We start from the raw sequence: 18644 nt of genomic DNA, 5'->3' as shown, positions 1-18644 counted from the left end.
TTGCCCGGACACAAGAAATCCCCGCTCTCCCAAGGAGAGCGGGGATTCCATATTGCGCTCCCCCGAATGGACTTGAACCAGTAACCTTCCGATTAACAGTCGGACGCTCTGCCAATTGAGCTACGGGGGAATGAAGCGAGTTATACGTTACCAGAGCCCCAAATGGAACCCAAATCCGGGTCCGGATTTTCCGGCCGTGTCCTTGGCCACAGCCGGAAAAGCGCCGCCTACCGGTCCCGCTGCACCCGGGTCTCGTCCCAAACGGGCTCCGTGGATTCGTAGACCTTCCCGTTGGAACCGAACACCAGGAACCGGTCGAACGACCTGGCGAACCACCGGTCGTGGGTCACCGCCAGCACGGTTCCCTCGAACGATTCGATGGCCCGTTCCAGCGCCTCCCCGGAGTGCAGGTCGAGGTTGTCGGTCGGTTCATCGAGCAGCAGCAGCGTCGCGCCGGAAAGCTGCAGCAGCAGGATCTGGAAACGCGCCTGCTGGCCGCCGGAGAGCGAATCGTACTTCTGCTCGGCCTGGCCGGCCAGGCCGTAGCCGTCCAGCGCGCCCGAGGCCGCCTCCCGGGCCATGCCCGAGCGGTGTTCGTCGCCGCGGTGCAGGATCTCCAGCAGGGACCGGCCCATGAGGTCCGGGCGGCTGTGGGTCTGGGCGAAGAACCCGGGGCGGATCCGTGCGCCGAGTTTCACGGTTCCGTTGTGCGGGACCTCGGCGATCTCGAAGTCGGCCACCGGCAGGTGCTCGCGTTCGGGATCCGTGCCACCGGAAGCCAACAGGCGCAGGAAGTGGGACTTTCCCGAACCGTTCGAGCCCAGGATCGCCACGCGGTCCCCGAACCAGATCTCGTTGCTGAAGGGCTTCATCAGCCCGGTGAGCTCCAATTTTTCGGCGACGATGGCCCGCTTGGCGGTGCGCCCGCCCTTGAGCCTCATGTTGACGTTCTGTTCCAGCGGGATGGCCTGGGGCGGGCCGGCCTCGAGGAACTTGGCCAGGCGCGTTTGGGCCGCGTGGTAGCGGTTGGCCATGTCGGAGCGGAACGCCGCCTTGTTCTTGTACATGTTCACCAGCTCCTTGAGCTTGGCGTGTTCCTCGTCCCAGCGCTTGCGCAGTTCCTCGAAGCGTTCGTTGCGTTCCCGGCGCGCATCGACGTAGGAGCCGAAGGCGCCGCCGTGGATCCACGCGGTGGCGCCCGAGAGGCCCGGTTCCAGGGTGACGATGCGGTTGGCGGCGTTGTTGAGCAGTTCGCGGTCGTGGCTGATGAACAGCACGGTCTTGGGCGACTCGTTCAGCGTTGCCTCGAGCCACCGCTTGCCCGGGACATCGAGGTAGTTGTCCGGCTCGTCGAGCAGCAACAGCTCGTCGGGGCCCTCGAAGAGCGCTTCGAGCACGAGGCGCTTTTGCTCGCCGCCCGAGAGCGTGGAGGCCAGGCGGTGGGATGCGCGGTCGAAGGGCACCCCGAGGGCGGCCATGCAGACCTTGTCCCACGCGGTTTCCAGCTCGTAGCCGCCGGCGTCTCCCCAGTCGATGATGGCCTGCGCGTAGCGCATCTGGACCTTCTCGTCGTCGGATTCCATCATCAGCAGCTCGGTCTCGTCGATGGCCTTGGCGGCCGCCGCAAGGTCCGCCGAGGCGGTGGAGACCAGCAGGTCGCGCACCGTGGACTCGTCGCGGACCTGGCCCACGAACTGGCGCATGATGCCCATGCCTCCGGAGCGGGAGACCACACCCTCGTCGGATTTCAGGTCGCCGGCGATGATCTTGAACAGCGTCGTCTTCCCGGCGCCGTTGGGGCCGATCAATGCGGTCTTGCTGCCGCTTGTCACCTTGAAGGTGACGCCGCCGAGCAACTGGGTGCCGTCGGAGAGGAAGTAATGGATGTCGGATACGTCGATATGAGCCACCGTCCCATCCTACTGACACCCGGCCCGGCGGACCTGCAGCCTTCCCACGGCCATCCCCGGCCGGTGCGCGCCAGCTGGCGGAGGTCCGTTCATTGCCGCTCGATGGGACCGATCACCAACCGGCGCCGGTCGCGCACCCACAGGTCGCCGGTGCTCCGGTGCTGGGCCGCGGTGGCAAAACGGTAGCGGTAGGTCAGCACGCGGATGAAGCGCGGTTTCCTTCCGGCGAACGGGTCGTGCCGCAGCAGCGCCAGGGTCCGGGCATCGGCCTCCAGCAGCCGGGCCAGCAGCGTGTAGAACCAGCGCTGGTGGATCGAGCCCAGCGGCAGGAACCACATCATCCAATCCAGGCGCAGGTGGTAGGGCGCGAACTGGCGCGGCCGCCTGGCCGGATCCCCGGGCTTGCCCTTGAACCCGTATTCCAGCCAGTTCGCCGCGGCGGCCGCTTCGTCCTCGGTGCCTTCGATGACGATCTCGATCCGTTCCCGGGTGACCGTACCGAAGGCACCGTAGGCGTTGCCCAGCTGCCACTTGTTGAACGCGGCATTCATGAGCTGGGCCGGGGTGGCGAGGTTGCGCAGTGCCGGGATGGAGAGCACCACCAGCAACAGCGTGCCGGCCAGCACCAGCACGGTCCACCAGATCGGGGCCTCGGCGGGCACCCCGCTTTCCGGCGGCAGCCACGGAAGGATCCCCCGCAGCACCGGATCGCTGATCCGGCAGGTGGCCAGCACGATGGTGAGCCAGTTCAGCCAGGCGAAGTTGCCTGTGATCACCAGCCACAGCTGCGTGGCGATGACGACCCCGGCCGCGGCGGAGGCAACCGGCTGGGGCGCAAAGAGCAGGAACGGGACCAGCAGCTGGGCTCCGTGGTTGCCCGCAGCCTCGATGCGGTGCCACCATTTCGGGGCCAGGTGAGCGAGCCTGCTGAGCGGGCCGGGCATCGGCTGGGTCTGGTGGTGGTAGTACATGGCCGTGAGGTTTCGCCAGGCCGGGTCCCGGCGCCACTTGATCATTCCGGCACCGAATTCCAGCCGGAACACCAGCCAGGCGACCAGCAGCAGGATGGTCAGCGGTGGCGGGACCTGCCGGGAACCGAGCAGGCCCACGGTGAACCCGGCCTCGAGCAGCAGCATTTCCCAGCCGAATCCGTAGAAGACCTGCCCCACGTTCACGATCGACATGTACAGGCCCCACAGGGCCAGGAAGGCGGCCAGCGGCAGCCACGGGGGCCCGGCCTGGGGAAGACCTGCAACCAGCACCGCGGAGATTCCGATCCCGGCGGCGCACACCGCCACCAGTTTCCGGTCCGAGTAACCGATCCGGCTGAACAACGAAGGCCGTCGGGCACCGGGCCCGGCAAGCAGCCTTGGCACCGGAAGCAACCCGTGCTCGCCGGCCAGTGCCGGGAACTGGTTCAGCGTGGAAACGAAGGCAACGAGGTAGATCAGCGCGACCCCGCGTTGCAGGATTTCGCGGGCCATGCCGTAGTCGTACGCCGCCAGCCACTCCATGGCACCAGCGTAGATTCACGCGGCGGTCCCGGCCATGCCTGAAACGGGCAAAAACCGGTGTTAAACCAGGAAATCCCGGACCAATTGGACCGGGATTTCCTTCTCTGGCTCCCCCGAATGGACTTGAACCAGTAACCTTCCGATTAACAGTCGGATGCTCTGCCAATTGAGCTACGGAGGAATGCAACGAGGAATACTCTACACAAGGTTTCGGGAAAACAAAAATCGCTCCCGGCCCCGTTGGCGACTACTCCTGGCGCAGTGCCCGGCGACGCAATTCCAGCTCCAAAAGCTCGCGGTTGATGCGCTGGAACCCCTCGGGATCGCCTTCCGGATCCATGCGCTGGAGCTCCCCCATCTTCTCCGCCTTCAGGTGCGTGATCTGCAGTTCGAAGAGGCGGTTGATGATGTCGTTGCAATAGCGCAGCAGGGCATCGGTGGTGCTCGCCGGCAACGGGGTGACGGCCAGCTCGGAGACGAACGAGCGCAGCGGTTCGGGAACTTCCTGGCGGATCGCCTCGACCCACTGCGAGGGGGTGGCACCGGAGAGCCCGGCGGCACGCACGGCGTCGTGGACCGCGGCATGGGCCGGGGCCATGAACCGGGCGTCGTAGAACGCCTGCCACTGCTCGGCGGTCAGTTGCGCCGGCTGCTGCAGCACCACTTCCAGGGCCTCGCGTTCCATCCGGGACACGGGGTCGCGCGGGTCCGGGCGGGAGTAGACCGGTGCGGCGGGTTGCTCCTGCGCCGCGTGGCCCGCGTTTCCGTGGAGGGGCTCGGCGCTCTTGGGCATCCGGTTGCGGCGCACCGAGGCGCCCACGGCGCGGTTCACGTCCTCCATGTCCATGCCGAGCCAGCCGGCCAGTTCGCGGGCGTAGGCCGGACGGATGGCCGAGTCGCGGATGCCGGCGACGATCGGCGCGCTGACGCGCAGCGCCTGCACCCGCCCCTCGACGGTGTTGAGGTTGTAGTTCTTCAGGCCCGCCTTGATGGCGAACTCAAACAGCGGCCGCTTGGAGTCGATGAGTTCGCGCACGGCCTCCGGGCCGCGGGTCTGGCGCAGGTCGCACGGGTCCGCCCCGGTGGGTTCGACCGCGACGTAGGTCTGCGCGATGAACTTCTGGTCTTCCTCGAAGGCGCGCAGCGCGGCCTTCTGGCCGGCGGCGTCGCCGTCGAAGGTGAAGACCACCTCGCCGCCGGATCCGTCGTCGCGCAGCAGTCGGCGGGCGATCTTGATGTGGTCGGTGCCGAAGGCGGTGCCGCAGGTGGCCACGGCGGTGCCGATGCCCGAGAGGTGGCAGGCCATCACGTCGGTGTAGCCCTCGACCACGACCAGTTGGCGGGTCTTGGTGATCTCGCGCTTGGCCAGGTCGACCCCGTAGAGGACCTGGGACTTCTTGTAGAGCTGGGTCTCGGGGGTGTTCAGGTACTTGGGGCCCTGGTCGTCCTCGTAGAGCTTGCGCGCCCCGAAGCCGATGGTGGCCCCGGTGAGGTCGCGGATGGGCCAGATGAGCCGGCCGCGGAACCTGTCGTAGATCCCGCGGTTGCCCTCGGAGAAGATTCCGGTCAGCTTGAGTTCCTCGTCCTGGAAGCCGCGGCCGCGCAGGTGCTTGAGCAATGCGTCCCAGCCCTGCGGTGCGTAGCCGACGCCGAAGTGCGCGGCGGCCTCGGCATCGAAGTCGCGCTCGGAGAGGAATTTTTGGCCGGCCGCTGCACCGGGGGTGGTCAGTTGTTCGCGGAAGAACTCCTCGGAGATCTTGTGGGCGTCCAGCAGGCGCTGGCGGCGGCCGGTCTCCTCGCGGCGCGGCCCGGTGCCACCGTCCTCGTAGTGCAGCTCGATGCCGACGCGGGCGGCCAGCTGCTCGACGGTCTCGGAGAAGGTGCCGTGGTTGATCTTCTGCAGGAAGGCGATCACGTCGCCCGATTCCCCGCAGCCGAAGCAGTGGAAGGAACCGACCTGCGGGCGCACGTGGAAGGACGGGGAGCGTTCGTCGTGGAAGGGGCACAGGCCCTTCCACGAACCGACACCGGCGGATTTCAGCGTCACATATCCGTCGATGACTTCCTTGATGTCCGTGCGGTTGCGGACTTCGTCGATATCTTCACGCTTAATCAGGCCTGCCATGCCCTCCAGTCTAGTGACCATTCACCGGTGGCAGGTTCCGCCGGGCCACGGGCTGTGGATCGGGCGGGCCGGGCCTAGAAGAGCCGCTCGGAAAAGCTCTTGCCCAGCACCAGGGTGGCGTGCCATTCGATGGCCGAGGCGTCGGTGAGCGAGGCCACCTGGTCGATGACGGTGCGCAACCGGTCGGCGTCGTCCGCGGCGTCGCGCCAGTCGGCGGCGAACAGCGGTTCCAGGTACCTGTCCCCGGTCTCGTTGAGCAGTGTCACCAGTTCCATGAGGGTTTCGCGCTGCCGGGCGTAGATGGGCTTGCGCTCGTCGCTGGTCATCACGTACGCGGTGGCCAGGCCCTTCATGGCGGCGATCTCGTGCTCGGTGGATTCGGGGACGATCAGGGCCGCGTTGAAGCGGGTCAGTTCCCCGTGGCCGAACTGCTCGCGGGTCGCATCGATCGCGGACTGGCAGAAGCGGCCGATGAACTGGCTGGTCATGTCCTTCAGCGCGGCCATGGAGCGGCGCGAGCCGTCGGTGTGCGGCACCCATTCCGCGGTGGCCTCCAGGCGCTTGAACGCCGCGTCAATCACGGCGTCCTCCACGTGCGGCAGGTACCACTGGCGGGTGAAGGTGATGACGCGGGCGCGCTGGTCAGGATCCTTGATCCAGCGCAGCTGGAAGCGCCCGGCGTTGATGGCGTCCTCGACGTCGTGCACTGAGTAGGAGATGTCGTCGGCCAGGTCCATGACCTGGGCCTCGATGCAGGTCTGCCGGGCCTCGGCGCCCGAGCCGGAGCGCAGCCAGTCGAAGACCGGGGCGTCGTCGGCGTAGACGCCGAACTTGGAAGTCTTCTTCCCGTTCTTTTCCGGGGCGTCGGCGCGCAGCCAGGGGTACTTGCATGCGGCATCCAGCGAGGCGCGGGTGAGGTTCAGCCCGGCCGAGGCGCCGTTGTGCCGGAAGGTCTTGGTCTCGATGCGGGTCAACAGGCGCAGGGTCTGGGCGTTGCCCTCGAACCCGCCGATGTCGCGGGCCAACTCGTTCAGGGCGGTCTCGCCGTTGTGCCCGAAGGGCGGGTGGCCCAGGTCGTGGGACAGGCAGGCGGTGTCCACCACGTCCGGGTCGCAGCCCAGGGTGGCACCCAGCTCGCGGCCCACCTGGGCGACCTCCAGGGAGTGGGTCAGCCGGGTGCGCACGAAGTCGTCCGAGGACGGCGCGACGACCTGCGTCTTGGCGCCCAGGCGGCGCAGCGCCGAGGAGTGCAGCACCCGGGCGCGGTCACGTTCGAACGCGGTGCGGTAGGCCTTCTTGGGCGGTTCGGGGGCCCAGCGTTCGGCATCCGCTTCGGTGTATCCGGGAATCTGCAACATGGAGCTCCTTAGCCGCCGGAAATGTCTAGTTCGGCCGCGGCAATCATGGCCTTGTGGTTCTCGTTCATCTCACGGGTCGAAAGCCAGCCGTCGGGCAGGTGCGTCTTCTTCGGGGAGCCGGCGCGGCCGCGCTGGCCCTCGGCATCCTTGCCCGGGTAGGGCATGTCCAGGTCCAGCTGGGCCAGCAGTTCGCGCAAGACCTCCAGGGTGGGGACCTGGGCCAGGGCGGAGCGGATGTCCCCGCCGACCGGATAGCCCTTGAAGTACCAGGCCATGTGCTTGCGGATATCGCGCAGGCCCTTGAATTCGTCCTCGAAGTACTCGGTGAGCAGTTCCGCGTGGCGGTAAACCGTCTCGGCGACCTTGGCCAGACCGGGCGTGTAGCGCTTGTCGGTCCCCTCGAAGGCTGCCTGCAGGTCCCCGAAAAGCCAGGGGCGGCCCATGCAGCCGCGCCCCACGACGATGCCGTCGACACCGGTCTGCTGGACCATGGCCACGGCGTCCTCTGCGCTCCAGATGTCCCCGTTGCCCAGCACCGGCATGTCCGGCAGGGCCTCGCGCAGGCGTGCGATGGAGTCCCAGTCGGCCTTGCCGGAGTAGTACTGGCTGGCGGTGCGCCCGTGCAGTGCGACGGCCGCGACGCCGTGGTCGCGCGCGATCTTGCCCGATTCGATGTAGGTGAGGTGGTCCTCGTTGATGCCCTTGCGCATCTTGATGGTCAGGGGCACCTCCCCGCGGGCGGCCTCGGTGGTGGCGGCCTCGATGATGGCGGTGAACAGGTCGGTCTTCCATGGAAGCGCCGCTCCCCCGCCCTTGCGGGTGACCTTGGGGACCGGGCAGCCGAAGTTCAGGTCGATGTGGTCGGCGCGGTCTTCCTCGACGATCAGGCGCACGGCGGCGCCGACGGTCTTGGGGTCCACGCCGTAGAGCTGGACCGAGCGCAGTTCCTCGTCCGGATCGTGGGAGATGATGCGCATCGACTCGGTGTTGCGTTCCACCAATGCCCGGGAGGTGACCATCTCGGTGACGTACACCCCGCCGCCGTATTCGCGGCAGAGCCGGCGGAAGGCCTTGTTGGTGATGCCTGCCATGGGGGCAAGGATCACCGGGGTGTCAATGGTGTGCTTGCCCAGTTTCAGCGGGGGCAGCTCAAGCTTCGCCGGGGTGGGCGCGGCGTTTTCGGTTACATCGGCAATTGCAGTCACTAACCCATTCTCTCAAATAGATGCAAATCCGTGTCACCGCGGGGCAGACTTGTGGATCACATCGGGAATATTCACGAGCGTCCCGCCGCTGTAGCCGAAGTAGATACGTTTGCATGAAAAAGGGTGAAGCGTGAAAAAGATCGGTTTCTTGACCTTCGGCCACTCGGGCGGCTCCAGCAATTCGCCGGTGCCCACCGGCGCCGACGCTGTGCGCCAAATGGTGGACCTGGCCGTGGCGGCCGAGGAATCCGGGTTCGACGGAGCCTGGATGCGGGTGCACCACTTTGGCAATTCGCTCTCCACGCCATTCCCCCTGTTGGCCGCCATGGCGGCGAAAACCACGACGCTCGAGGTCGGCACCGGGGTGATCGACATGAGGTACGAAAATCCCCTATACATGGCAGAGCAGGCCGGTGCCGTGGATGCGATCAGCAACGGCCGGCTGCAGCTGGGCGTCAGCCGCGGCTCGCCCGAGCCGGCCCGCGACGGACAGCACCAGTTCGGCTACCACCTGGAACCGGGCAACAGCTGGGCCAACGAGACCCGCGAACGCACCGCCCTGTTCCGCAAGGCGATCTCCGGGGCAGGCATCGCCCACCCGGAACCCGGCGGACACCACCACCACGAGCAGGACGAACTGCTGCCGATCAACCCCATCTCCCCCGGCCTGGAAAACAGGATCTGGTGGGGAGCGGCGACCATCGGCTCGGGGCTGTGGACCGGAGGGGTGGGCATGAACCTGCTCTCCTCCACCTTGCTGCTGGAGGACGACGGGCGGCCCTTCCATGTGCTGCAGGCCGACCAGCTGCGCCGGTACAAGGCTGCATACGCCGCCAGCGGGCACACCACCGGCGGGATGACCGCGGTGACCCGCAGCGCGTTCCCGATCACCACCGACAAGGACGATATCTACTTCGGGCGCCGCGAACGCGGGGACTCGGTGGGGATCCTGGACGGCTCGGTGGCCCGCTCGGGCCCCACCTACTCGGGCTCCCCCGAGGAGGTCGCGGCCCAGTTCATGGCCGACGAGGCGATCGGCGAGGCCGACTACGTGCTCTTCGCCCTGCCGAACCAGCTGGGCGTGGACTACAACGCGCACGTGATGACGGAGATCGCGAACATCGCCCGCGAAATCGGCTGGAAGAACTAGCCATCCCTTATGCCGTTGGCATCCAGCCCTCCCGTTCCGGGGCTGGCGGCCAGCGGGTTCCTACTGCCGGCTACGGCGTTGGGGATGCCGAACCCTGTGGTTCCTCGTCCAGGGCCACCGCAACCGCCAGCGAACGTGCCGCCACCAGTTCAACCACGGCAGCGAAGGCCAGTACCAGCATCAGGATCGCCAGCACCCAGAACAGCAAGCCAGCAACGGCAAGATAAACACCGCTGAGCATGCTGTCGTGATAGAAGAACTCAGCTTGCCCTTCAACCTGACGCACATCCCCCGCCAAGGTCAGCATGGCGCCGCCTGTATGGATTCCCATCGACCCCAGCGCGGTCAGCAATCCTGCTCCGGAAACCCCGGCAACAAACTTGGCCTTCAGCGTACGCACCAGGTCATCAATCTCCAGAATGCTCGGGTCCATTGGACGGGGGGCCTGGGCCAGCGAACGCAGCAAGATGCCCGCCGAGAGCAGAAGGGCCAGGGCCGCGACAATGATCGGGACTCCGAAGAACCATCCGGGGAATAATGCCGATTCGGTTCCAGGGGTCAACGGCAGCTCGTATCCCCCACTCGGGCTCGCCGCCGAGCCGTTGCGTGGGACGACAAGCTGGGTAAATCTGCCCCAGTTGTCCGGACTGGAGTTCAGTCCGGTGGCCACCAGCAATCCAAAAAGCAAGAGGGACGCGACCCCGGGGATGGCCAGGGCCCAGCGCGGACCAAAGCTCATGATGCCCCGCGGGCGTAGTGCCGCAGAATGAACCGCGGGCTCCCCGGCGGCGGAAGAACGGCGGCGGGCCAATAGCAGTGCCAACAGGGCCAGGGCGAGAAGCGCGGCGGCCATGGGCGAAATCCATCCGATCAGTATTGGCCACGCCTCATTAACTTCCGGCGGGCCGATGGGTGCCTCACCCAGTGCATCCATGCAGTGTTGAACTTCGGTCTCCGTGGCCCCGGGGCTTGTCTCTGGCAACCTTTGGCAGGCCATGAAACCTTGGTGGTTTTCCTCGGTTGCTTCGTTGTATGGCCCAAGATCCGCATCGTTCCGCGCCCTGAGCCAGATACCGGCGGCCACCCGCGACGCCAGGTAAACCGCAATCCCCGCACCCAGCGCCCAACCGGCAGCGGTGCCCCATCCGGCCAGCAGCGTGGCGGCGGATCTCCGGGTTGGCGAATCCAGCCGCGCGGTTTCCGCCTTGAGTATGCCACGGGTGCGCGGCACCGAGCGGGCGACCACCCACACCAGGGCCGCCACGAGGATTGTCGCTGCAATCAATATCAGGATCGTACTTGTCGGAATATCCATCGTTCATCCCACCTTGAGCCGGGAGACCCCTGCCGGGGTCCGTCATCCGCAGCCCCTCGACGTGCCCTCGAGGTCCCCGGCACCTGGCGTGCGGACGCCGGCAGGTGGTGGCGGGGACGAAGTGATCTCTCAGCTTGCCGCGCGGTCCCACCCCACGGCAAGCAACGCCTGTGCCTGGTCAAGGCTCAGGCCCGCGGCGCGTGCCGCCCTGGCGAAGACCAGGGCTTCGGCGCGTGCCGGTGCGGCCAGGCCCTGGCCCGGGTTGACCCGGGTTCCTGCGGCGCGGCCGGTGCGGACCAGCCCGGCTGCTTCCAGTTCCCTGTAGGCCTTGGCCACGGTGCCTGCGGCCAGACGCAGGTCCCCAGCGAGCTGGCGCACGGTGGGCAGCTTGGCATTGGCCGCCAGCACACCGCCCTGGATCAGTGCAGCGAGCTGGCTGCGGACCTGTTCGGCGGGACCCGACGGATGCGCCGGGTCCACGGTGATCGAACCGGCGCCCAATGCTTCCGGTGTCGGCGGCGCGGGCGGGCGGGGAGATCCGTCGGACGCGATTGATGCGTTCATGTTTCCCCTTCCCCAACTTGTACCAGTGCAATAATACAAACACCGCCAGCATCTTGTGTCAATAGAGTGATACAAGATGGTGTGCCAACGTTATCCACCCGAAAACGCCAACGGCGCCGAACACTCCCCCAGCAGGGGAAGCATCCGACGCCATCGGCGTTGCAGGCAAGACCTACGCGGTCGCCACGATGTGCGTGGTGGCGGTGACCGTGGCGTGCTTGGCCGCGACCAGGATGTCGATCAGCGAGGAGAGCACGACCATCGAGCCGTCGACCTCCAGCTTCACCGGGTACTGGTGGGCCAGCATGGCCAGCATCCCGCGGATCGGCTCGGCCGATTCGTCCTGGCCGAGTTCCGGGTTCCAGCCCAGCAGCACGTCGGCGGGCGCATCGGCGCGCGCCGGGGTGTAGCTGATGGCAAAGGACAGGATCTTCCCGCCCTGGGCCTTGGGCTTGTCGCGGAACACGATCACGCCCTGGGCGCCGGTGGCGTCATCGAGCAGCATCTTCTGCGCGCTGCCCAGGGTCATGTTCGCCGGATCCCACGCGTGGATCGAGTTGTAGAACCCGATCACCAGCTTGGTGAGCTCGACGCTGCCGGTTCCGATGTCCTCCAGGGTCAGCCCGTCGTCGTCGAAGTGCGGCAGCGCCAGGCCGCCGGGCTCGACAACCACGTCGCGGGCCACCTGGATCTGCTTCATGCCCAGCGACGCGCAGAACCCGGCTGCGGCTGCCGCATCGGTTCCCGCGGTCACGGTGTAGCGGGCCTTCAGCTCGGTGCTGTGCCCGGCCGGGACCAACGCGCGAAGGCGCGCCACCAGCTCGGTGCCCACCCCGGTGCGGCGGTGCTCCCGCGCAACCTCCACATACAGCCACAGCCGCTGCGGATGCAGCGTCGAGGCGAACACCACGCCCGCGGCCACCGCGATGCCCTGGTCGGTGGCCACCAGCGCGCGGCTGAAGGGCGCATCCGAATCCTTGCGGAACATCGTGCGGTCCTGGTGGGCGTGCGGGGAAGCCGGGTCGCCGAAGATCTCCAGCAGCGCCAGATCGTCCCCGTCCGCCCAGGGCCGGTACTCGAGTGTCGACATGGCCCTAGGCTCCGTTGAGGCGCTCGGACAGGTAGGTGCGCACCTTGTCCAATGCCACGCGTTCCTGGGTCATGGTGTCGCGGTCGCGGATGGTCACGGCCTGGTCCTCGAGGGTGTCGAAGTCCACGGTGATGCAGAACGGCGTGCCGATCTCGTCCTGGCGGCGGTAGCGGCGGCCAATGGCGCCGGCGTCGTCGAAGTCGATGTTCCAGGACTTCCGCAGCTCGGCGGCCAGCGCCTTGGCCTTCGGGGACAGGTCCTCGTTGCGCGAGAGCGGCAGCACCGCGGCCTTGACCGGGGCCAGGCGCGGATCGAGCTTGAGCACGGTGCGCTTGTCCACCCCGCCCTTGGCGTTCGGGGCTTCGTCCTCGACGTAGGCGTCGACCAGGAAGGCCATCATCGAACGGGTCAGGCCGAAGGACGGCTCGATCACGTACGGGGTGAAACGCTCGCCGGTGGCCTGGTTGAAGTAGGACAGCTCGGTGCCCGAGGCCTTGGAGTGGCTGGACAGGTCGTAGTCGGTGCGGTTGGCGACGCCCATGAGCTCGCCCCACTCCGAGCCCTGGAAGCCGAAGCGGTACTCGAAGTCGATGGTGGCCTCGGAGTAGTGGGCACGCTCGCCGTCCGGGACGTCGAAGCGGCGCAGGTTTTCCTCGTTGATGCCCAGGTCCAGGAACCAGGCCCAGCAGTCCTCGACCCACTTGTCGAAGAACGCCGGGGCGTCCTCGGGTGCGGTGAAGAACTCGATTTCCATCTGCTCGAACTCGCGGGTGCGGAAGATGAAGTTGCCCGGGGTGATCTCGTTGCGGAAGGCCTTGCCGATCTGGCCGATGCCGAACGGCGGCTTCTTGCGGGACGCGGTGAGCACGTTGTTGAAGTTCACGAAGATGCCCTGGGCGGTTTCCGGGCGCATGTAGGCCATGCCGGCGGCGGTGTCGACCGGGCCCAGGAAGGTCTTCATCAACCCGGAGAACATCTGCGGTTCGGTGAACTGGCCCTTGGTGCCGCAGTCGGGGCAGGCGATTTCGCTCATGCCGTCGACCGGCTTGCGCTTCTTCTTGGCCTCGAAGGCCTCGAGGAGGTGGTCCGCGCGGTGCCGCTTGTGGCAGGAGGTGCACTCGACCAGCGGGTCGGTGAAGGTCTCCACGTGCCCGGAGGCCTCCCAGACGGCCTTGGGCAGGATGATGGAGGAATCCAGTCCCACCATGTCCTCGCGCCCGCGGACGAAGGTCTGCCACCATTCGCGCTTGATGTTTTCCTTGAGCTCGGTGCCCAGGGGTCCGTAGTCCCATGCCGAGCGGGAGCCACCGTAGATTTCACCGGCCTGGAAGACGAAGCCGCGCCGTTTGGCGAGGGAGATGACTTGATCGAGCTTGGACTGAGGCGCCATAACAACTCCAATGGTTCACGAGGCCGCTGGTTGCGGTCCGTTGGGCGAAAACATACTCGCCAAGCCTAACGCGTTTGCCATGTGAAGTCCGAGTTTCCGCCCCGGCCCCGGAGCATGATGCGTCGCACCCTTCCGCCGCCTCGAGAGTGCGGTCTCAGATCTGCCCGATTGCGGCGTCGAGCAGGAGGTTCATGCATCGCTGGGCCTGCTTGAGGTTGTCGCCGGAGACGGGGTCGTGCCCGTAGCCGGCCTTGGTCTTCATTTTCAGCAGTCGCCCCAGATGTTGTGCTGCTTCGCCATCGACGGTGGCCAGCAACTTGACAGCTTCGCGATGGTCATCACCCTTTGCATGCTCCCCTAGTGAGAAAGCACAGATCGCGTCTGCGGCCGCAATGCCGGCATGGACGCAAAGCGTGACGACAGCGTCAGCCACGTCCTTGGCTTCGTCTGCAAGTTCAAGTGCATCCGTTGCCACCTTGCGAAACTGAACCGCTTTCGCCAAGCGCCCTCGACGAACTCCGGCGCCGGCAGGAACAGTCTTCACGAGACCACCTTCGAGGTTCTCAGCCGGCGCTCAAGCCATGCCCGCTCGCCGGCAATGTGGATCCCCTCACGCATGATTGAATCGAAGACCGGGGCAGGGGTGATTTCCGATTCCTGATACACCAGCAGCCGGGTATCGTTGCCGGTCCATTTCGATACCGTCTCAGAGAATCTGTTCAAGTCTTCGTTGGCCAGGACATCACCGGCGTCGTCGGGAAGGACCACGAACAAGTCGATGTCGCTGTCGAGTGTCATCTCGTCGCGTGCGGCGGACCCGAACATCGTCACGACCAACGGTTCGACGTACCAAGACTGGACCAGCTGCTTCATGCCGGCGACAAGCCGTCGCTTCGTCTGAGCCATCTCAATAATGGGCCCTGCATTCAGATGTTCACGGTTCAGTTCATACACGAAAGCGTTTCCGTGACGCTCCTCCAAAACGATTCCCTGCTGCACAAGCCTGGCAATGGCCTGGCGCAATCCATTCAAGGATCCAGCATCTGGCATGAGGCCTTGGATCTTGGGAACCGTAAACGATGCGTCGGCTCTCGCCAAGACATGCAAGATCCCGGCCTCGAGCGTTGGAGTCACGACTGACAACGGGTTCTGAAGTCGCATCTGGCTGGTCCTGTCAACGAAGTAGCTAGAATCCCAAGGTGCACAATACTGCATCTATGTTAAGAATACTGCACTTGCACTTAGGTTGCACCTAACTTCAGTCAGTTCATGAGATGAGATCGTTGCCGGTAACCGCACCTGCGCGGAAGTTCCCAAGAGATCGTTCTCCTACCAGGGAGAATTGGCCAGCGTCCACGGGCGGCGGGCGCCAAGTATCCTGGCCGTTCCCCGCCTGCGCTCTTACGCCGATCGTCGCTGGGCGTTTTCGAAGATCACCCATTCCCCGCTTCTCACGCCAAGCGAGAAGGCAGCGACCCGTGCGGGCATAGCCGAAAGGAGCTATCCGCCCCGGATTGCTGGGATCGCATGCTCCCCCGCCGACGATTCTCTCAGTGGACTTTGGCGAACCACCTGGGCCAAGTCCCCCCACACACAAGGTTCGTCTAGATGCCCGGCATCACTTTCGGATCAGCAGCGTCGGTCCACCCTGACCGGGATGAATCGTCGGCACCGGATAACAATCTCCGTATACCGGGACCACCACCGAGAACCCGGCCACCGTCCCCGTGGCACTGGTGGCACCGCACTGGAGAAACCGCTGTTCAATCCGTTGGCTTATGCAATTGTGTTCGGCAGGATTTGTCTCGACTACCACCGGCATTTCCAGCCCCTTTTCCTCATCCGCCATTCCAGGGGAAGGAACCATCAGGGCCAGCATCAACGCAGATCCCACGACTCCCGCAATCCGCGTCGCATGATCCGAGAAATTCATGATTTTGCCTCCTGGTCGCCTTTGACGTGATCCTCCAAGCCTGCTCCCGGGCACATTGCGGCCGCATCGGAACCTGACCCCCAGATCAGGAGGCCACCCCCCTCAGATTCCAGGCGCTCTCGTCTGAGGGGTCCTCAGGTGCGACACTTGTCCACATGGCCCCCGATCGTGAATGGAGCGGTCCGGAACTCGTGGGTCGCTCCTTGGAACTGGATCTCATTGGCGACACGCTGCACAGCGCCGTCGCCCATATGGCGGACACCCTGGTGGTTTCCGGGGACCCGGGCGTTGGAAAGACCGCATTGGTCAGGCAGGCCTGCGCCAAAGCGGATCCATCGGCCTTGGTTCTGGTGGGCGAGTCCCTGCCCTTGGCGTCGGTAAACCTCCCCTTCCTCCCCCTGCGCACAGCATTCCGCGGCGCCCGTCTCCGGGAGGGTTTCCCACGGCTCGTATTCGGAGCCGGCGGCCAGGCAACAAATGATTCCATCGCGGCCATCGACAATTGGCTGTCGGTGGTCAGCCGGTCGCGACCGGTCGTGCTGGTGATCGATGACCTGCATTGGGCCGACGAGGCCACCCTCGACACCCTGAGGTATCTCATCGCGGGGCCCCGCGACAGGCCCCTGTCCATCCTCGCCACGGTGCGCACCGGCGCGGTCGGCGGCGAGCACCCGTTGCAGCGCTGGCTGGCGGATGTCCGAAGCATGCCACGTGTTTCCTGGCTGCCGCTGGGGCCACTTGACTACGCGGCGACGGGGGCCCAGTTGGCCCAGGCGCTGGGTGCGGAACCGCACCGGTCCTTGATCAGCGAGGTTTTTTCGCACACGGCCGGGAACCCCTACCTGAACCGGCTGATGGTTTCCGGTCTGCCGGCGGACGCGCGGCACCTGCCCCCACGCCTGCCGGCGAACCTGAGAGCGGCGGTCCTGCGATCCTGGCATTCGCTTTCGCCCCAGGCGCGCGAGCTCACCGAGGTGATGGCCGTCGGCGGGCATCCGATGCGCGCCGAGGACCTGGATGAGCTGGTACAGCAACCAGCGGCACTCGGCGAGGCACCGGCGCTCTTGGACGAGGCGGCGGCCGCGGGAATCACCGACCGCGAACCCGGCGGAAGCCTGTGGTGGTTCCACCATCCGCTCATCGCCGAGGTCCTCGAACAACGGCTCGAGAACGGACATCGACGGCGGTTGCACGCGGCTTTCGCGGCACACGAGGCCAGGCGGCTGGATCGCGGGTCCCCCGCGGATTTCGAGACCCTGGCCGCCTTGGCCCACCACCATGATGCTGCCGGGAACACCGCCGATGCCTTCGCATGGACCCTGCGCGCCGCAGCGGCCGCCACCGAAACCGGCGGAATGGGCGGTGAAGTGCGCCTGCTGCGCCGCGCCTTGGAGCTCCAGGGAAGCCTCGGCCACGACCCGCAGGAACGTGAAGCGCTGCTCAAGTCCTTGCGCGCCGCCGCGGCAAACGCGGGGGCCATGGAAGACGAGCTGGAAGCCATCGAGACCTTGACCGCGGAGACCGACCCCGGCCAGCGGCCGCTCGAGCTGGCCGAGTTGCTGGTGCGGGATGCCGAGCTGCGCTTCACCACCGGCCGGGAGTTCCTGGCACGTACCCGGATGCAGCGCGCCGTCGAACTGGCCGGTGCGGATGCGGACAGCTGGCAATATGCACTGGCCCTGGCCGGGCTTGCCGCTGCCGAGTTGTGGAACAACGAACCCCGCGGTGCCGCCCATGCATCCGAGGCACTGGCCGCCGCCCGGCGGCCGGGCAATTCCCGGACCCTGTCATCGGCCCTGAGCGCCAACGCCATGGCCGCCATAGCCACCGGGGACCTGGCCCGGTGCCGCGAGCTCTCGGGACTGGCGGTGGAGGCGGCAGCGCCCGCCCGGGATTTCTGGGCCTTGTTCAGCGCCATCATGTGGCAGGCAAGCGCCACGGAGGCCTGGGACAGCCGGCCCTATATCGATTGCCTCGAGGCGGGGCGCCAGACCCTGGCCGGGTTGGGGGCCCCGCACGTGTACATCGCCACGATCTCCGGATACATGGCCAGCAGCTACATGGCCATCGGCCGGTGGAGGGAATGCGGCACGGCGCTTCGCGTGGCCCTGGGTTCGGACCCCGGGATCATGGGAGATGCCGGGGTCAGGCTGACGGCCGCCCGGCTGGGCCTGTGGCAGGGCCGGCAACACGAGGCGGAAGCGCACCTGGCCCGTGCCGAGGAAATCTCGGCGCAGAAGTCCGAGTTCATGAATCTTCCCTTTGATCCCGTCAGTGCCGAGGTCCACCTGGCGGCGGGCAATCCCGGCGCGGCCTATGAGGCCGCCATGCGCAATGCCAACCCCGAACGCATGGGCCGGAACATGAACGAATGGACGCTGCCGCTGGCCGCCCGCGCGCTGGCCGACCTGATCCAGCGGGCCACGGACGAGGACCGGCCCACCGATGGGCTGTTGGCGCTCGTTGAGGACCTGCTGCGGCGTTTTCCCCGGCTGCCGCACGAGGCCTTCGAATCCGAGCTGTACACCCGGCAGCTCGAGGCCTTCACGCTGCTGTATCGGGCCGAGATCGGCCGTGCCCGTTCCGGCCCCGGGACCCCGGAGGAATGGGTACTGGCCGCCGATGCATTCCGGGACACCTCGCTGCGCTGGGAGGAAGCCTATGCCTGTTGGCGGGCCGTGGAGGCCCTGCTGGTGCCTGCCCGCACCGACCGCTCCATGGCCACCGAAATCCTTCGCCGCGGACTCGAGCTGGCCCGGGAGCTCAAGGCGCTTCCGCTCCTCACCGCGCTGAAGGAAATTGCCGCCCAGGCCAGGATCGCCACGCTCGGACCGGTCCGGGGATCCCCTGCGGGTGGCCCGGTGCAATGGCCGGGCCTGACCGTGCGCGAACGGCAGCTGCTTGGCCATGTGGTCTCCGGTGCCACCTACGCCCAGATCGCCCGGGCATTGGACATCAGCGAGAAGACCGTCAGCACGCACGTGTCGAGCATGCTGCGCAAAACGGGCACGGCAAACCGCAAGGAACTCTCCCGGCTTGTCACTGGCCAGGCAACCGCCCGGGCGCCCGGGCACGGCAGGCCCTGAGCCG

The 18644-nt window shown here is 66.6% G+C and carries 14 protein-coding genes and 2 tRNA genes; 2 read left to right on the top strand and 14 right to left on the bottom strand.

Annotated features, from left to right (window positions below; translation table 11 throughout):
* Nucleotides 1-57: 57 nt before the first annotated feature.
* The 7 genes from BLJ79_RS15325 to dusB all read right to left on the bottom strand — a co-directional run bounded on the left by BLJ79_RS15325 (nucleotide 58) and on the right by dusB (nucleotide 8112).
* Nucleotides 58-130 (bottom strand) — tRNA-Asn (locus tag BLJ79_RS15325).
* Nucleotides 131-227: 97 nt separating this feature from the next.
* Nucleotides 228-1910, bottom strand: a complete 1683-nt coding sequence (locus BLJ79_RS15320) for an ABC-F family ATP-binding cassette domain-containing protein (protein ID WP_071215610.1) — start codon at nucleotides 1908-1910, stop codon at nucleotides 228-230.
* A gap of 89 nt (nucleotides 1911-1999) precedes the next feature.
* Nucleotides 2000-3424 carry a lipase maturation factor family protein gene (locus BLJ79_RS15315; protein ID WP_071215609.1) on the bottom strand — a complete coding sequence of 475 codons (1425 nt, stop codon included), beginning with the start codon at nucleotides 3422-3424 and terminating at the stop codon, nucleotides 2000-2002.
* Nucleotides 3425-3529: 105 nt separating this feature from the next.
* A tRNA-Asn gene (locus BLJ79_RS15310) sits at nucleotides 3530-3605 on the bottom strand.
* Nucleotides 3606-3671: 66 nt separating this feature from the next.
* Nucleotides 3672-5549 carry a DNA primase gene (gene dnaG / locus BLJ79_RS15305; RefSeq protein WP_071215608.1) on the bottom strand — a complete coding sequence of 626 codons (1878 nt, stop codon included), beginning with the start codon at nucleotides 5547-5549 and terminating at the stop codon, nucleotides 3672-3674.
* Between the two features lie 74 nt (nucleotides 5550-5623).
* On the bottom strand, nucleotides 5624-6907 hold the full coding sequence (locus tag BLJ79_RS15300; RefSeq protein ID WP_071215607.1) for a deoxyguanosinetriphosphate triphosphohydrolase: 1284 nt from the start codon (nucleotides 6905-6907) through the stop codon (nucleotides 5624-5626).
* Between the two features lie 8 nt (nucleotides 6908-6915).
* The gene (dusB, locus tag BLJ79_RS15295) at nucleotides 6916-8112 is read right to left on the bottom strand and encodes a tRNA dihydrouridine synthase DusB (protein ID WP_175475495.1); all 1197 of its coding nucleotides are present in this window, start codon (nucleotides 8110-8112) and stop codon (nucleotides 6916-6918) included.
* 130 nt (nucleotides 8113-8242) lie between these two features.
* On the opposite strand from dusB, the gene BLJ79_RS15290 reads away from it, so the two are divergent.
* Nucleotides 8243-9262, top strand: a complete 1020-nt coding sequence (locus tag BLJ79_RS15290) for an LLM class flavin-dependent oxidoreductase (protein ID WP_071215606.1) — start codon at nucleotides 8243-8245, stop codon at nucleotides 9260-9262.
* A 70-nt stretch (nucleotides 9263-9332) separates the two neighbouring features.
* Here BLJ79_RS15290 and BLJ79_RS15285 read toward each other — a convergent pair whose 3' ends face one another.
* The 7 genes from BLJ79_RS15285 to BLJ79_RS15255 form a co-directional block, all read right to left on the bottom strand.
* Nucleotides 9333-10577 (bottom strand): hypothetical protein, encoded by a 1245-nt coding sequence (locus BLJ79_RS15285; protein WP_139194897.1) that lies wholly within the window; start codon nucleotides 10575-10577, stop codon nucleotides 9333-9335.
* A gap of 129 nt (nucleotides 10578-10706) precedes the next feature.
* Nucleotides 10707-11141 carry a GntR family transcriptional regulator gene (locus BLJ79_RS15280; RefSeq protein WP_139194896.1) on the bottom strand — a complete coding sequence of 145 codons (435 nt, stop codon included), beginning with the start codon at nucleotides 11139-11141 and terminating at the stop codon, nucleotides 10707-10709.
* A gap of 172 nt (nucleotides 11142-11313) precedes the next feature.
* Nucleotides 11314-12231, bottom strand: a complete 918-nt coding sequence (locus tag BLJ79_RS15275) for a GNAT family N-acetyltransferase (protein WP_071215603.1) — start codon at nucleotides 12229-12231, stop codon at nucleotides 11314-11316.
* Between the two features lie 4 nt (nucleotides 12232-12235).
* Nucleotides 12236-13621 (bottom strand): glycine--tRNA ligase, encoded by a 1386-nt coding sequence (locus tag BLJ79_RS15270; RefSeq protein WP_071215602.1) that lies wholly within the window; start codon nucleotides 13619-13621, stop codon nucleotides 12236-12238.
* Between the two features lie 154 nt (nucleotides 13622-13775).
* The gene (locus BLJ79_RS15265; protein WP_071215601.1) at nucleotides 13776-14165 is read right to left on the bottom strand and encodes a hypothetical protein; all 390 of its coding nucleotides are present in this window, start codon (nucleotides 14163-14165) and stop codon (nucleotides 13776-13778) included.
* A complete protein-coding gene (locus tag BLJ79_RS15260) occupies nucleotides 14162-14782 on the bottom strand; it encodes a nucleotidyltransferase domain-containing protein (protein ID WP_071215600.1) in 621 nt (206 codons plus the stop codon). The genes BLJ79_RS15265 and BLJ79_RS15260 overlap by 4 nt, the downstream gene beginning before the upstream one ends.
* A 457-nt stretch (nucleotides 14783-15239) precedes the next feature.
* Entirely contained in the window at nucleotides 15240-15554 is a 315-nt protein-coding gene (locus BLJ79_RS15255) for a hypothetical protein (protein ID WP_071215599.1), read from the bottom strand.
* 191 nt (nucleotides 15555-15745) lie between these two features.
* On the opposite strand from BLJ79_RS15255, the gene BLJ79_RS15250 reads away from it, so the two are divergent.
* Nucleotides 15746-18640, top strand: a complete 2895-nt coding sequence (locus tag BLJ79_RS15250) for a helix-turn-helix transcriptional regulator (RefSeq protein ID WP_175475494.1) — start codon at nucleotides 15746-15748, stop codon at nucleotides 18638-18640.
* Nucleotides 18641-18644: the final 4 nt, after the last annotated feature.

The sequence above is a fragment of the Arthrobacter sp. UCD-GKA genome (assembly GCF_001863355.1).
Classification (GTDB): domain Bacteria; phylum Actinomycetota; class Actinomycetes; order Actinomycetales; family Micrococcaceae; genus Paeniglutamicibacter.
The sequence above is the reverse complement of the archived record's forward strand: the minus strand, read 5'-3'. Positions and strand labels throughout refer to the sequence as shown.